The sequence below is a fragment of the Streptomyces sp. NPDC045431 genome (assembly GCF_040646655.1).
Taxonomy (GTDB): domain Bacteria; phylum Actinomycetota; class Actinomycetes; order Streptomycetales; family Streptomycetaceae; genus Streptomyces.
The window spans coordinates 1-12,897 of the sequence record NZ_JBEZAQ010000031.1 but is presented as its reverse complement, the minus strand read 5'-3'; the positions used below and the strand labels follow the sequence as shown (position 1 = coordinate 12,897).

General features: G+C 75.0%; 12 protein-coding genes and 2 pseudogenes. 6 read left to right on the top strand and 8 right to left on the bottom strand.

Annotated features, from left to right (window positions below; genetic code table 11):
* Nucleotides 1–50: 50 nt before the first annotated feature.
* From AB0A69_RS32795 to AB0A69_RS32780, 4 genes and pseudogenes are all read right to left on the bottom strand, one after another.
* Entirely contained in the window at nucleotides 51–1,277 is a 1,227-nt protein-coding gene (locus tag AB0A69_RS32795; protein ID WP_361429585.1) for an acyl-CoA dehydrogenase family protein, read from the bottom strand.
* A gap of 136 nt (nucleotides 1,278–1,413) precedes the next feature.
* On the bottom strand, nucleotides 1,414–1,872 hold the full coding sequence (locus AB0A69_RS32790; RefSeq protein ID WP_361429583.1) for an Rrf2 family transcriptional regulator: 459 nt from the start codon (nucleotides 1,870–1,872) through the stop codon (nucleotides 1,414–1,416).
* Nucleotides 1,873–1,941: 69 nt separating this feature from the next.
* A pseudogene (locus AB0A69_RS32785) lies at nucleotides 1,942–2,424 on the bottom strand (carbohydrate-binding protein); the annotation flags it as partial.
* Nucleotides 2,425–2,446: 22 nt separating this feature from the next.
* Nucleotides 2,447–2,932 (bottom strand): annotated as a pseudogene (locus AB0A69_RS32780) (LysR family transcriptional regulator); the annotation flags it as partial.
* Between the two features lie 252 nt (nucleotides 2,933–3,184).
* Here AB0A69_RS32780 and AB0A69_RS32775 point away from each other — a divergent pair.
* Complete coding sequence (locus AB0A69_RS32775) at nucleotides 3,185–4,561, top strand: cytochrome P450 (RefSeq protein ID WP_361429581.1); 1,377 nt, start codon at nucleotides 3,185–3,187, stop codon at nucleotides 4,559–4,561.
* 60 nt (nucleotides 4,562–4,621) lie between these two features.
* Complete coding sequence (locus AB0A69_RS32770) at nucleotides 4,622–5,074, top strand: YbhB/YbcL family Raf kinase inhibitor-like protein (RefSeq protein WP_361429579.1); 453 nt, start codon at nucleotides 4,622–4,624, stop codon at nucleotides 5,072–5,074.
* Here the strand turns inward: AB0A69_RS32770 and AB0A69_RS32765 are convergent.
* Complete coding sequence (locus tag AB0A69_RS32765) at nucleotides 5,065–6,186, bottom strand: hypothetical protein (protein ID WP_361429577.1); 1,122 nt, start codon at nucleotides 6,184–6,186, stop codon at nucleotides 5,065–5,067. The two genes, AB0A69_RS32770 and AB0A69_RS32765, sit on opposite strands and share 10 nt — an antisense overlap.
* 15 nt (nucleotides 6,187–6,201) lie before the next feature.
* Nucleotides 6,202–6,684 (bottom strand): Lrp/AsnC family transcriptional regulator, encoded by a 483-nt coding sequence (locus AB0A69_RS32760; RefSeq protein ID WP_361429576.1) that lies wholly within the window; start codon nucleotides 6,682–6,684, stop codon nucleotides 6,202–6,204.
* A gap of 149 nt (nucleotides 6,685–6,833) precedes the next feature.
* On the opposite strand from AB0A69_RS32760, the gene AB0A69_RS32755 reads away from it, so the two are divergent.
* Nucleotides 6,834–7,976, top strand: coding sequence for a DMT family transporter (locus tag AB0A69_RS32755; protein ID WP_361429574.1), 1,143 nt, complete (start codon nucleotides 6,834–6,836; stop codon nucleotides 7,974–7,976).
* Nucleotides 7,969–9,156, top strand: coding sequence for an aromatic amino acid transaminase (locus AB0A69_RS32750; RefSeq protein ID WP_361429572.1), 1,188 nt, complete (start codon nucleotides 7,969–7,971; stop codon nucleotides 9,154–9,156). The genes AB0A69_RS32755 and AB0A69_RS32750 overlap by 8 nt, the downstream gene beginning before the upstream one ends.
* A gap of 7 nt (nucleotides 9,157–9,163) precedes the next feature.
* Here the strand turns inward: AB0A69_RS32750 and AB0A69_RS32745 are convergent, their stop codons facing one another.
* Nucleotides 9,164–9,610 carry a MarR family winged helix-turn-helix transcriptional regulator gene (locus AB0A69_RS32745; protein ID WP_361429570.1) on the bottom strand — a complete coding sequence of 149 codons (447 nt, stop codon included), beginning with the start codon at nucleotides 9,608–9,610 and terminating at the stop codon, nucleotides 9,164–9,166.
* 248 nt (nucleotides 9,611–9,858) lie between these two features.
* Here AB0A69_RS32745 and AB0A69_RS32740 point away from each other — a divergent pair, with 248 nt between their 5' ends.
* Both AB0A69_RS32740 and AB0A69_RS32735 read left to right on the top strand, forming a co-directional pair.
* Nucleotides 9,859–10,335: a MarR family transcriptional regulator gene (locus AB0A69_RS32740; RefSeq protein ID WP_361429568.1), complete on the top strand. Its 477-nt coding sequence runs from the start codon at nucleotides 9,859–9,861 to the stop codon at nucleotides 10,333–10,335.
* A gap of 293 nt (nucleotides 10,336–10,628) precedes the next feature.
* On the top strand, nucleotides 10,629–12,194 hold the full coding sequence (locus AB0A69_RS32735; protein WP_361429633.1) for an MFS transporter: 1,566 nt from the start codon (nucleotides 10,629–10,631) through the stop codon (nucleotides 12,192–12,194).
* A 30-nt stretch (nucleotides 12,195–12,224) separates the two neighbouring features.
* On the opposite strand, the gene AB0A69_RS32730 is transcribed toward AB0A69_RS32735, so the two are convergent.
* Nucleotides 12,225–12,725 (bottom strand): DUF1360 domain-containing protein, encoded by a 501-nt coding sequence (locus AB0A69_RS32730; protein WP_361429566.1) that lies wholly within the window; start codon nucleotides 12,723–12,725, stop codon nucleotides 12,225–12,227.
* Nucleotides 12,726–12,897: the final 172 nt, after the last annotated feature.

Sequence of the window (12,897 nt, the reverse complement as noted above, 5' to 3'; positions counted from 1 at the left end):
CGTACCCGTCCCGGCGCGGCCCGCCCGCCGCCGGGTGGGTCAGGGCCCTGTCACAGCGGCGCGAGGCGGGGCAGCGTCCCGTTGAGGTAGTGGTCGCCGATGTCGCGCAGGCGCCGGGCCGGCGAGGTGTGCGCGGTCAGCACGCGGGCGTTGCGCCAGAAGCGGTCGAAGCCCGCGCTGTCGGTGAGTTCCAGGACGCGGGTGGTGATGTGCAGGGCGGACCTGCTGGTGACGGCCTCCGCCGCGGCGACGAGTACGGCGATGTCGGCGTGGCCCTCCACGTCGAGCGCCGCGCCCGCCCGCAGTCCGCGCGCCAGGGCGTCCGTCGCGCCCTCGACGACCGCGGCCGCGGTGTGTGCGGCGGTCGCCAGCTCTCCGTAGGCGAGGAGGAGGTACGGGTCCGCGCCGTCCGCCGCGGGCGGCCGGGCGGCCTGTGCGGCCCGGCTGACGTCGCGCGCCTCCGCCAGCGCGCCCTCCGCGACGCCCAGGGCCACGTGGACGCGCAGCAGCCGCAGCGCGAGCGGGGCCAGGGCGGTGAACGGCGCGACGGCGTGGTCGTCGCGCGGGACCGTTCCGAGGACGTCCGCCGCACCGATCGGCACGCCGTCGAAACCGACGGTGCCGCCACCGGACAGGCGCTGTCCGACGCGGTCGGCCGCCGGCTCGACGCCCACCCCGGGGTGCGCCGGGTCGGCCAGGACGACGAGTAAGTCGCCGGTCCCGCCGCACCGGGCGCCGACGACCAGCCGGTCGGCGACGGTCACCCCGGCGTCGAACCGCCGCCGCCCGTTCAGGACGTACGCTCCGCCTCCGCGCGGTACGAGGGTGAGGCCGGGCCCGGTGCCGTCCGAGCCGTCGCCCTCCCCTTCGGCCTCGCCTTCCGTTCCGGGCAGGTCGATGCCGCCGCCGAGGAGCCACCGGCCGCGGGTCACGCGCCGTTCGAAGCGCGCGGCGGCGGCGCCGGAGCCGAGGAAGCGGCCGCTCCAGGCCAGGACGTAGTGGTGGGCGAGGAGTTCGCCGATGGAGCCGTCGGCCGCCGCGATCTCCTTCACCGCCGCGCAGGCGGCCCGCCAGTCGGCGCCGCCGGGCCCCTTCGCCGCGGGGGGTGTGAGCAGCGCCGGCAGCCCGGCCTCGCGCAGCCGCGCCGCTTCGTCGGACGGCGGGCCGCCCGCCCGGTCGCGGGCGAGCGCGTCGGCGGCCAGGTCGTCGGCGACCTCCCGGGTGACGCGCGGCCAGTTCACATCGTCCGCCGGAGTCGGCGCTGTCGCGGTCGCCACGGTCACCTCACAGGAGTTCCGGTTTCCCCACTGATTCAGTAGGGATAGTGGCAGAGGTGACTCCCCGCGCCCAAGGGGCAGTTCGAGGCGTGGACACGTCCGGCCCACCAGGTGAGACCGGCAAGCGCGGGGAGGGTCAGGGGTTCGTCCAGGCGGCCGGGTCCTCGGTCAGCGCCGACACCTCGGCCGGCAGCCTGGCCGAAGCGACGTCGGCCAGGCTCACGCCCTCCAGGATCTGCCGCACGTGCGCCCGCAGCGCGACCCACAGCGGCAGCAGCGACTCCGCCGCGCCCGAGTACGACAACTCCGGCGGCCGCACCCCGCGCACCGACACGAGCGGCCCGTCCGCGACCCGTATGACATCGGCGACGCTGATCGACGCGGCGGGCCGCGCCAGCCAGTAGCCGCCGTTCCCGCCGCGCCGGCTGTGCACGAGCCCCCCGCGGCGCAGGTCGTTGAGGATGGACTCCAGGAACTTGTGGGACACGCCCTGCGACGCGGCGATCGCCTCAGCCTTGACCGGCCCGGTGTCCTGCGCGGCGGCGAGCTGGAGCGCGGCACGCACCGCGTAGTCGGCCCTGGCTGAAATGCGCATGCCCGGCATTATCCCGTACGCGGTCCGGGGCGCCCCCGGCGTGAACCGGCGGCGCCCCGGGGCCCGTGCTCAGACGCGCTGCCAGAGCGCCGGCACGTTCGGCGGCTCCCAGCCCGGCTGCGCCTGGTGCCCCTGGAGGCAGCGGTAGGTGGCGCCGCCGTAGGTCACCTGGGCACCGGCCGCGTAGACCGTGCCGGCCGCCCACGTACCACCGGGCTCGCCCGGGTCACCGGGGTCGCCGGGGTCCCCCGGGTCGCCGGGGCCCGTCGTCGTCTTCAGCGTCAGCCCGTACGTCTGGAGCAGCGGGTTGATCGGCTGGTGGTACGTCGTGCCGCCGCTGCGGCAGTCGCCCGAGCCGCCGGAGGTGACCCCCTGCGCCTGGCTGCCCGAGATGTACGAGCCGCCCGAGTCGCCCGGCTCGGCGTACACGGACGTGCGGGTCACACCGGTGATGGTGCCCTCGGGGTAGGTGACGCTGGTGTTGTGCTGCTGGATGGTGCCGCAGTGCCAGCCGGTGGTGGAGCCCGACCGGCAGATCGAGGCGCCGACCGGCGGCGAGCCGCCCCGCCGCGGGCTCGGGCGGAGCGCTCTCGCCGCAGGCGCCGACCAGCGCGTAGTCCAGGCGCCCCTCGGCCACCGCCGCGGCGATCTCACGCTCGGACCAGGAGGTGTGGGTGGTCACCGACGCGCCCGGCTCGGCGGCGGCCAGCCGGTCCACCAGGCCGCCCAGCAGCGGCCCGTGGGTCCCGCCGAGCCGGAAGGCGGGCCCCCGCGCGGGCCCGGGCTCGCGGTTGCGGGCGAATCGCACGGCCTCCTGCTGGAGCGCGCACACCGCGGGCAGGACGACCCGGGCCCGCTCCAGCACGAGCTCACCGAGCGCCGTGGCCCGCACTCCGCTGCGCCCACGCTCGAACAGCGCGCCCCCCAGGGACCGTTCGATCCTGCGCAGCTGCGCGCTGAGCGCGGGCTGGGCGAGTCCCAGCTCCGTGGCGGCCCTGGTGAGACTGCCCGCGTCGGCGATGGCCCGGATCGTCTTCAGGTGGCGCAACTCCAGTTCCATGAGGGCAGCTTGGCCGCCGCCGCCACCCCCGGGCAATAAGCAGGTCCAGACCAAAAGTAGGCCGGAAACGGGCCGCGGCGGTCCGCGTGCACGCCCGCCCACCCGGGCAGAATCGCGCACGGCGGACCGCAGCGGCCGCAGGACGGCGGCCACGAGGCGGACGCCCGAGGACAGCGGCCACGAGGACAGCGGCCACGAGGACAGCGGCCACGAGGACAGCGGCCACGAGGACAGCGGAGAGCGGAGACACGCATGGCGACCACCGAGACGCCCCTTCCCGGCCCGGCGGGCCTGCCGCTCCTCGGGTCCCTGCTGGACCTCAAGAACGACTCACTCGCCACCTACCTGCGGGCCCACCGCACGTACGGGGACGTCGTCCGCATCACGGCCGGCCCGCCCGGGCTGCGGGCCCAGCTGTACGCGGTCTTCTCGGCGGAGGGCGCCCAGCGGGTGCTCGCGACGGAGGCGGCCAACTTCCGCAAGGACAACACCTTCTACCAGGAGGTCCGCGAGACCTTCGGCAACGGCCTGCTGACCAGCCAGGACGCCGACTACCTGCGGCAGCGGCGGCTCGTCCAGCCGCTCTTCACCCGCCGCCGCGTCGACGGCTACGCATCGGCGCTCACCGACGAGACGTCGGCCATGCTCCACCGCTGGAACGCCGCGCCCGGCGCCGCGCCCGGCCCCACGGTGGACCTCCTCGACGAGATGACGCGGCTGACGCTGCGCGCCGTCGCCCGCATCCTCTTCGGTGTCGACGTCGACGCGGCCGTCGACGTCGTGGAGCGCTCCTTCCCGGTCATCGGCGAGTACGTCCTGCGGCGCGCCTACTCGCCCCTCACCCTCCCGCGCGACTGGCCGACGCCCGCCAACCGCCGCGCCGCCACCGCGGCGAACGAGCTGTACGCCGTGTGCGACCGCATCATCCGGGAACGCCGCGCCCAGGGCGCCGAAGCCGACGGCGAGGACCTGCTGACCCTGCTCACGCACGCCGGAAGCGCGGAGGACGACGGCCTCGACGCCGCCGAGATCCGCGACCAGGTGCTGGTCTTCCTGCTCGCGGGCCACGAGACGACCGCGACCTCCCTCGGCTTCGCCCTGCACTTGCTGGCGCTCCACCCCGAGGAGCAGGCGCGGGCCCGCGCCGAGGCCGTGCGCGTACTGGACGGGCGTACGCCCACGGCCGCGGACCTCGACGCGCTGCCGTACCTGACCATGGTCCTCAAGGAGGCCATGCGCCTGTACCCGGCGGGCCCGGTCATCGGCCGCAGCGCCGTCGAGGCCACCGAGATCGACGGCTACACCATCCCCGCCGGCGCCGACGTGATCGTCGCCCCCTGGGTGACCCACCGCCACCCGCGCTACTGGGAGGACCCGGAGCGCTTCGACCCCGAGCGCTTCACCCCCGAACGCGAGAAGGAACGGCCGCGCTACGCCTGGTTCCCCTTCGGCGGCGGCCCGCGCGCCTGCATCGGCCAGCACTTCTCCATGCTGGAGTCGGTGCTCGCGCTCGCCATGGTCCTCCAGGAGTACGAGCTCACCGCCGTCGACCGCACGGTGCCGGTCAGCGCGGGCATCACGCTGCGCGCGACCGGCCCGGCGCGCTGCGTCCTGCGCCGCCGCCGCTGATCGGGTACTCGGCGGGCCGGGACCGGTAGCGCGGGGCCGGGAGCGGGTAAAGCCGCGCCCATGACCGGTATTGACCTCAGCAGCGCGGCGTTCGGCGACCACCAGGCGATCCCCCGCCGCTACACGGGTGAGGGGGAGGACATCTCCCCGCCCCTGACGTGGTCGGCCCCGCCGGACGGCACCGCGGAGCTGGTGCTGGCCTGCGAGGACCCCGACGCCCCGAACGGCACGTTCCTGCACTGGCTGGTCACCGGCATCGACCCCGGCAGCACCGGTGTCGAGGAGGGCGAGACCCCCGCCGGCGGCCGGGAGTGGCCCAACGACTTCGGCCGCACCGGCTGGGGCGGCCCCCTCCCGCCGCCGGGCCACGGCCGCCACCGCTACTTCTTCCGCCTGTGGGCCGTCTCCGAGCCGCTCCCGCTCGACGACACCCCCTCGGCCGACACCGTGCACCGGGCGCTCGCCGGCCGCGAGCTCGCGAGCGGCGCCCTCATGGGCACCTATCAGCGCTGACGCCCGGCCCCCGGCGTGGCCGCGTCGGTGTACCGCAGCAGCGCGCCCACACCGTCGCGCAGCGGCAGCTGCCCCTCCGGTACGACGACGAGCTCGGCGCCCGTGCCCACCACCGCCCGCACCAGCGCCTCGTCAGCCCGTTCGCGGCGCGGTGACCGGACGCCGAAGGAGAGCAGCTCCTCCTCGGAGAGCGCCAGCTGCGCGGGCCCCGGGCCGATCCACAGCAGGTCCGCCGGCTGCCACGGGCCCGGCGGGTGCAGCAGCAGCGCCGTGACCTGGCCCCGCTGCAGCGCGGCGACCGTGTCGGCGAGGCCCTCGGCCGTCGTGGCTCCGCCGCGCCCCCGCCGGGCCAGGAACGACCCGACCAGGGCCCGGTCGTGCGCGGCCATGCGCCCGCGCAGGACGCTCGCCACCTGCGGTTCCAGCAAAGCGCGGGCCGTGTCCGCCGGAGTGGGCCCGCCGACCCGTACCACCCGGTCGCGCAGCTCGCGCGGCAGGCGGCGGATGAGGACGTTGCCCGCCCACTCGTCGCCGCCGACCACGACCGCGTCGGCGCCGCCGCGGCCGACCCGGGCGCCGAGCTCGCGGCCCAGCCGCACCGCCGCGGCGTGCCACTCGGCCACCGGTACCCGCCGCCGCAGCCGCTCGCCCGGGGCGACGTGCGAGGCGGGCCACCTCCCGGCCTCGGCGGCCACCGTCACGTTCCCCTGCGCATCGGCGGTCGGCAGCCCCCGGTAGTGCACCACCACGGCGAGGTATGGGATCTCCGGGACGTGCTGCGTCACCAGCGGCATGGCGTCGGGCAGCAGCCCGTACCGCGCGACGTCGTACGCCGGCGGGCTCGGCAGCTCGTCGTCCAGGACGAGCGAGCCGTGCGCGGTGAAGATCGCCTGCCCGTGCAGCCCGGGCACCTCCGCGTCCGCGCCCACCACCTCCTCCACGGCCGCGAGGGACTCCTGGTCCGCGCCCTGCCGGGCCAGCCGTTCGTGCAGCCGCCGCCAGCGCAGCGCGATCGCCCGCTCGGGGTCGTCGACGTCCCGCGAGGTGTCCAGGTACACCGAGGTGAACGGGCCCCGCTCGGCGTAGAGGGGCTCCAGGAACGAAAGCCTCATACCTCCGATGATGCGTCAGGCGCGGGCGGAGGGGGACGGGTGGGACGGGCGCGGGTAGACCCGGGACTGCTTGACGCTGCCGAAGGCGAAGCTCGACTCGATCGACGCGATACCGGGGATGGCGTGGATCCGCGTGCGGACGAGCACCTCGTACGCCTCCAGGCTCTCGATGACGACGCGCAGCAGGTAGTCGCTGCTGCCCGCCATGAGGTAGCAGTCCTGGATGTGCTCGATGAGCCCGACGTGCTCCTCGAAGGCGTTGACGGCCTCGGCGGTGTGGCGCTCCAGCCGGACCCGGACGAAGACGGTGATCGGCAGCCCGAAGGCCACCTGGTCGACCATGGCGGTGTAGCCGCTGATGAGCCCGGAGTCCTCCAGGCGGCGGACGCGCCGCAGACAGGGGGAGGGGGAGAGCCGGACCCGGTCGGCGAGGTCCTGGTTGGACAGCCGCCCGTCGGCTTGGAGCTCCCGGATGATGTGCAGGTCGACGGCGTCCATGATTCCTCGCTGTTCCGGCGTTCTTCCGCGTTCTTTGGCAGATCCTGCCCCCATGGTGGTCGTACGGGGCGGAAGTAGCAATCGGCTGCCCCGGCCCAGGACCTAATGTTGCTCATCGCCGGATCGGAGCAAGCCTGCTGGAGGAACGCGTGACGCCGACGAACACGAGCGGCACGGCCCCCGCCGCGACGGCCCCGCCCGGCCCGCACGCGGCCTCCGCTGCGGCGATCGCCCCCGGCCCGCGCACTGCGGCAACCGCGCCCGCCCCGCACGCTGTGGCGACCGCGACCGCGACCGCGACCGCGACCGCGACCGCGACCGCGCCCGGCCCGCGCGGGTGGGCGTCCCGTGCCGCGTCCCCCGACGCGCTCGGCATGCTCGCGCTGCTCCTCACGGTGGGCATCTGGGCCGCCTTCGCGCTCAGCGCCCGCGCCCTGAGCGCCTCCACCCTCCTGCCGGCCGACGCCGCGCTGTTGCGGTTCGGCGTGCCGCTGCTGGTGCTGGCGCCTGCGCTGTGGCGGCGGCGGCACGCCCTGCGGGCGGTGCGGCCCGGGCCCGCCGTGAAGATCGTGTGCGGGGCCGGAGTGCCGTTCTTCCTGGCCGCCATGCACGGCGGCTCCCTGACCTCCGCCGCGTTCGTCGGGTCGATCATCCCCGGCATGGTGCCGCTCTTCGTCTCGGCGCTCATGGTCGCGGGCGGCCGGGGCGTGCCGCGCGGTACGCAGGCCGCCGGGCTGGTCCTCATCGCGGTCGGCGTCGTCGCCCTGGTGTGGCGCCACCTCGTCCCGGTCGACACCGGCGTCCTGGCCGGCGCCGGCACGCTGCTGGTCGCCAGCGGGCTGTGGGCGCTGTACACCGTGGGCCTGCGCGAGGTCGACCTCGACCCCGTCGGCTCGATCGGCCTGCTGTGCCTGCCGTCCTTCGCCGTGATCGCGCTCCTCGCCCTGACCGGCGTGCTCCCGACCGGCCTCTCCGACGCCGCCGCGGGCGACATCGCGCTGTTCCTGGTGGTGCAGGGCCTCGGCGTCGGGCTGTGCGCGGGCCTGCTGTACGCGTTCGCCATCCGCAGGCTCGGCCCGGAGCGCGCCTCCGTCGTCGGCAGCCTCAGCCCCGTCGCCGTCGTCCTCCTCGCCGTCCCGCTGCTCCACGAGACGCCGACGCTGCCCGTGCTCGTCGGCGTACCCCTGATCACCGCGGGCGTCGTCCTCGCCAACCGCCGCCGCACCGGCACCGGCACCGACGCCCGTACCCGCACCCGCTCCACCCGACCCGAGGTTCCCACCGATGCTTGAGCTGCTCCCCGCCCCGCCCGCCGACCCCCTGTGGGACCTGGCCGCCGCGTTCGCCGCCGACCCGCGCCCCGAGCGGCTGAACCTCGTCCTCGGCGTCTACCGCGACCACACCGGCGCCACCCCCGTGATGGGCGCCGTCCGCGAGGCCGAGATACGCCTGGCGGAACGGTCCGCCTCCAAGGAGTACCGGGGCCTGTCCGGCAACACGGCCTTCAACCGCGCCATGCTGACCATGGTCCTCGGCGGGGCCGACGGCGCCGACGGGCCGGCCGGCCGGGCCACCGCCGTGCAGACCGTCGCCGGCACGGGCGCGCTGCGCCTGCTGGCCGACCTGATACGCCTCACCCGCCCCGGCACCACCGTGTGGATCAGCGACCCCGCCTACGTCAACCACCGGCCCATCCTGGAGGCCGCCGGCCTGACCGTACGGACGTACGCCTGGCCGGACATGCTGGACGACCTGCGCGCCGTGCGCCGCGACGACGTCGTGCTGCTCCAGGGCTGCTGCCACAACCCCACCGGCGCGGACCCGTCTCCCGAGACCTGGGAGGCGCTGGCCGACCTGGCCTGCCGCAACGGCTGGATGCCCTTCGTCGACCTGGCGTACCACGGCCTCGGGGACGGCCTGGAGGCCGACCTGTGGGCCACGCGGATGCTGGCGGCGCGGGTGCCCGAGATGCTGATCGCCGTCAGCTGCTCCAAGAACTTCGGTCTCTACAGCGACCGCACCGGCTGCGCCGTCGTCCTCGGCCCCTCCCGCACCGCGCTGCGGCACGTCGAGACCGCCCTGCAGAACGCCGCCCGGACGCTGTACTCGATGCCGCCGGAGCACGGTGCCGCCGTCGTCACCACCATCCTGGAGGACGACGGCCTGCGCGCCGCCTGGCGGGCGGAGCTCGACGTCATGCGCGGCCGCATCACCGCCAACCGCGCCGACCTGACCGCCCACCTCGGGGCCCTGGGCCGGGAGGACGAGGCGCGGGCGCTGGCCCGGCAGAAGGGCATGTTCTCGACGCTGCCGCTCGGCCCCGAGCAGATGCGCCGCCTGCGCGACGAGTTCGCCATCTACGGCACGGCCTCCGGCCGGATCAACATCGCCGGCGTCCCGGCCCACCGCATCCCCTGCCTGGCGCGGGGCGTCGCGGCAGTGCTGGAGCAGCCGTACGCGGTGGCCGGGTAGGCACCCGTCACGCCGGCCGGGGAGGGCCCCAGGGGCGTTCCAGGGTGGCGCGCAGCGCGGCCACGGTGGCCCCGCCGAGGCGGCGGGCCAGTTCCTCCTCCAGCCCGGCGATCATGGACTGCGCGAGGAGGTGCACGCGCCGTCCCTCGTCCGTCATCACGATGAGGCGGCTACGCGCGGACGCCGGGTCCGGGACCTGTGCGAGCAGCCCCATGCCGATCAGTGCGTGCACGGCCTGGTGCGCGCTCTGCCGGGTGACGCCCATGCGGCGGGAGAGGTCCGAGATCGTCGTACCGTCGGGCGCCAGGTGGGCGAAGACGTTCTGCTGGGCCAGGGTGACGGGCCTCTCCCCGGCGTCCTCCATGGCGGCGGACACGGCCGTGTCGAACCAGTACTTCGCCTGGGCGAGCAGCTGCGGCAGGTTGGGCGACTCGGGCTGTCCGTTCTTGTCCATACGGGGCGAGAGTCTAGGGTCTCCGGGAGGCCGGCCTTTGCCCTCGGCCGGATCATGTCTGCAATGTCAGGCGACATGACAATCGACGGGCGACCGGAGAAGCGCATGTTTCTACGTCACCGACGGCGCGGTGCGGGTATGACGTGCGCTTCCTGCCCGGCCACGAGTGGCGCATCGGCGGCTGACCGGGCTCCTGTCCGCCATTAGGTCTTTTGACGTACGTATGTGTCCATAGCTATGGTGGGGGTGTGCCCGAGACCAGCGCGCCCACCACGCAGACCGACCGCGTAGCCGACGTGCTCGTGGCGTGCCTGCCCGCGCTGAACCGGGCCCTCGACCGGCGCGTCGCCCGGGACCTCCCGTTCCCGAGGCTCCCCGAGGCCCAGCTCGCGCTGTTGCGGCTCGTCGCCGAACGCGAGGGCGCCACGGTACGGGAGTGCGCCGAGGCGCTGCTGATGAAGCCCAACAACGTCAGCGCGCTCGTCTCCGCGCTGACCGACCAGGGGCTCCTGGAACGCCGTCAGGACACCGCCGACAAGCGGATCGCGCACCTCTACCCGACGGACACGGCGAAGAGCCGCCTCGCGGAGGTCCGGAACCTGAAGTCCCGGCACGTCACCGAGGCGCTGGAGGCCCTCACCGACGGCGAACTGGACGCGCTGGGCTCGGCCCTGGGCGCGCTCCAGGCACTGACGCACAGGCTGCACCCCGCGTCCACGCGCTGACCGCGGCTCCCGTTCCCGGCTCCTGCCCCCGGCTCCTGTCCCGGACGCGTCCCGTTGCGCGCTCGTCGCTCGCGCCTTCCCGCACGGCGGACGCTCCCGCGTCTGCCTATGCGCGTATGCGCGTTCACGTGGTCGCGCCGGGGCCTTCCCCGCCATGGCGCGTGAGGGCGCGGTGGCGGGGCGGCAGTCGCCCGGGCCGCACACCGTCGGCGGAGCCGCCCCCGTATCCGTACACCCCACACCCCTCAAGGACACGCACCCCCATGCCCTCCACTCCCGTGGACCACCTCACCATGCCGCCCGCCGCCCACCCCCCGGCGGCGGACACCGCGCCACCGCGCGGGCGCCGCGCCAACCCCTGGCTGACGCTCGTCGCCGTCGCCTTCGGCCTGTTCATGGTCGGTCTCGACGGCTCCGTCGTCTCCATCGCCAACCCGGAGATCGGCCGGGACCTGCACGCCTCCACCGCCGACCTCCAGTGGGTCACCAACTCCTACCTGCTGGCGCTCGCGGCCGCCCTCATCCTCGGCGGCAAGCTGGGCGACCGCTTCGGGCGGCGTACGTACTACCTCGTCGGTGTCGCCGGCTTCACCCTCTCCTCGGTGGCGATCGGCCTCGCCGGCTCCATCGAGGGCGTCATCGTCTTCCGGGCGCTCCAGGGCTTCTTCGGCGCCCTGCTGATGCCCAACACGCTGGGGCTGCTGCGCGCGGTCTTCCCGCCGAAGAAGTTCGGCATGGCGGTGGGAATCTGGGCCATGGTCTCGTCCGTGTCGACCGCGCTCGGGCCCATCGTCGGCGGCCTGCTGGTCCAGCACGTGAACTGGGAGTCCGTCTTCTACATCAACGCCCCCATCGGCGTCGCCGCGCTCGCCTTCAGCGCCTTCGTCCTCCCGCAGAGCCGCAACACCGCCGCGGCGGACGAGACGTTCGACTTCCCTGGCGTGGTCCTGCTCGCCGCCGGGCTGCTCGCCGTCGTCTTCGGCGTCGTCAAGGGCGAGACGTGGGGCTGGACGTCCGGCGGCACACTGGCTGCGATCGGCGCCGGGCTGCTGCTCCTGCTGCTCTTCGGCTGGTACGAGACGCGGGTGGCGCACCCGCTGCTGCCCATGCGGCTGTTCCGCAACCCGGCCCTGACCACCGGGACCGTCATCACCGCGCTCAACTTCTTCGTGCTGCTGGGCGTGATCTTCTTCGTCATGCTGTACCTGCAGAACGTCCGCGGCTTCACGCCGGTCGAGGCGGGCGTGCGCACCCTGCCGCTGAGCCTCGCCTCCGTGGTCGCCTCGCCGCTGGGCGCCGTACTCACCGAGCGCCTCGGCGCGCGGTTCACGATGCCGCTGGGGATGCTGCTGCAGGCCGCGGCGTCGTTCGGGATGCTCACCTGGGGCGTGCACTCCTCGTACGCGGTGATGTGGCCGCCGTTCCTCGCGCTCGGCCTGGGCGTCGGCATGGTGATGGCCGCCTCGTCCGACGCCATCGTCGGCAACGCGCCGGTGAGGGACGGCGGCGTGGCGGGCGGCCTCCAGGCCACCTCCCTGCAGATCGGCGGCGCCCTCGGCACCTCGGTCCTGGTCTCCCTCATCAGCGGCCGCGTCGGCTCCACCCTCACCGGGGAGCTGACCGGCGCCGGAGTGCCGGCCCCCGTGGCGCGGGGGCTCGGCGAGGCCAAGGACGCGGTGGCGATGGGCGTCGCGCCGGTCTCCGACGGCATGGCCGGACAGGTGAGGAGCGCGGTGGTGGAGGGCAGTGGCCAGGCGTTCATGAACGGCGTCCACACGGCCGTCCTGGTCACCGGGGTGCTGACCCTCGCCGGAGCGGTGCTCGCGGCGGTCGGCGTCCGGCGCCGCCGGACGGACTGACCGGGGCGCCGGCGAAGAGGGCGGCGCTGTTCAGCTCTTCGTGGCCTTCTCCGTCAGCAGGGAGTAGGCCAGCTGCAACGCGTCCGCCCCCGCCGTCGCCGCCAGGCCCGCCATCACCGTCCGCGCCCCGCGCGGCCACAGGACCTGGCTCGCGGTGAGGGCGGTCGACACCCAGACGCTCATGCAGAAGGGGCAGGTCAGCAGCTCCGCCGCGGCCTTGTGGCCGCCCTCCCGGGGCGACTCGCTCAGCTCGGCCGGCCCTTGCGGGCCTTCGTACGTCGTGAAGGCCGCCCGCAACGGGCTGGTCACGGAGCTCTTGGTGAGGAGCCGGCTCAGCCGGAACGTCGCCACCGCCGTCAGCGCCACGTCCCACGGCTCCGGCCGGACCGGCGGCCGCGCGCCGCGCCGGCGGATGGCCGCGGCCCACGCCGACGCGTAGAGCCCGTACCCCGCCATGGCCGCGAGGTAGCCGCCCAGGGGGCGGTCCTCCTCGCCGGAGTAGCGCCGACGCGTACGTCGCAACAGTTCCACTCTGCGTCCCGCTTTCTCAGGGGCCCGCCCGCCACGCGGCGGCGGGCCGTGCCGACTCCACGGCCGCGCCCACCGCACCGCGGTGCGACATCACCTCGTCGTACATCGAGCGCAAGTACGGCACGTGCGACGACGACGGCCAGACCGACAAGTTCGACCTGTGCTGGAAGTA

Coding starts and splice junctions, on each gene's coding strand:
- AB0A69_RS32790 (WP_361429583.1), bottom strand. CDS start 1,872: ATGCGCATTTCAGCCAGGGCCGACTACGCGGTGCGTGCCGCGCTCCAG.
- AB0A69_RS32775 (WP_361429581.1), top strand. CDS start 3,185: ATGGCGACCACCGAGACGCCCCTTCCCGGCCCGGCGGGCCTGCCGCTC.
- AB0A69_RS32770 (WP_361429579.1), top strand. CDS start 4,622: ATGACCGGTATTGACCTCAGCAGCGCGGCGTTCGGCGACCACCAGGCG.
- AB0A69_RS32765 (WP_361429577.1), bottom strand. CDS start 6,186: ATGAGGCTTTCGTTCCTGGAGCCCCTCTACGCCGAGCGGGGCCCGTTC.
- AB0A69_RS32760 (WP_361429576.1), bottom strand. CDS start 6,684: ATGGACGCCGTCGACCTGCACATCATCCGGGAGCTCCAAGCCGACGGG.
- AB0A69_RS32750 (WP_361429572.1), top strand. CDS start 7,969: ATGCTTGAGCTGCTCCCCGCCCCGCCCGCCGACCCCCTGTGGGACCTG.
- AB0A69_RS32745 (WP_361429570.1), bottom strand. CDS start 9,610: ATGGACAAGAACGGACAGCCCGAGTCGCCCAACCTGCCGCAGCTGCTC.
- AB0A69_RS32735 (WP_361429633.1), top strand. CDS start 10,629: ATGCCGCCCGCCGCCCACCCCCCGGCGGCGGACACCGCGCCACCGCGC.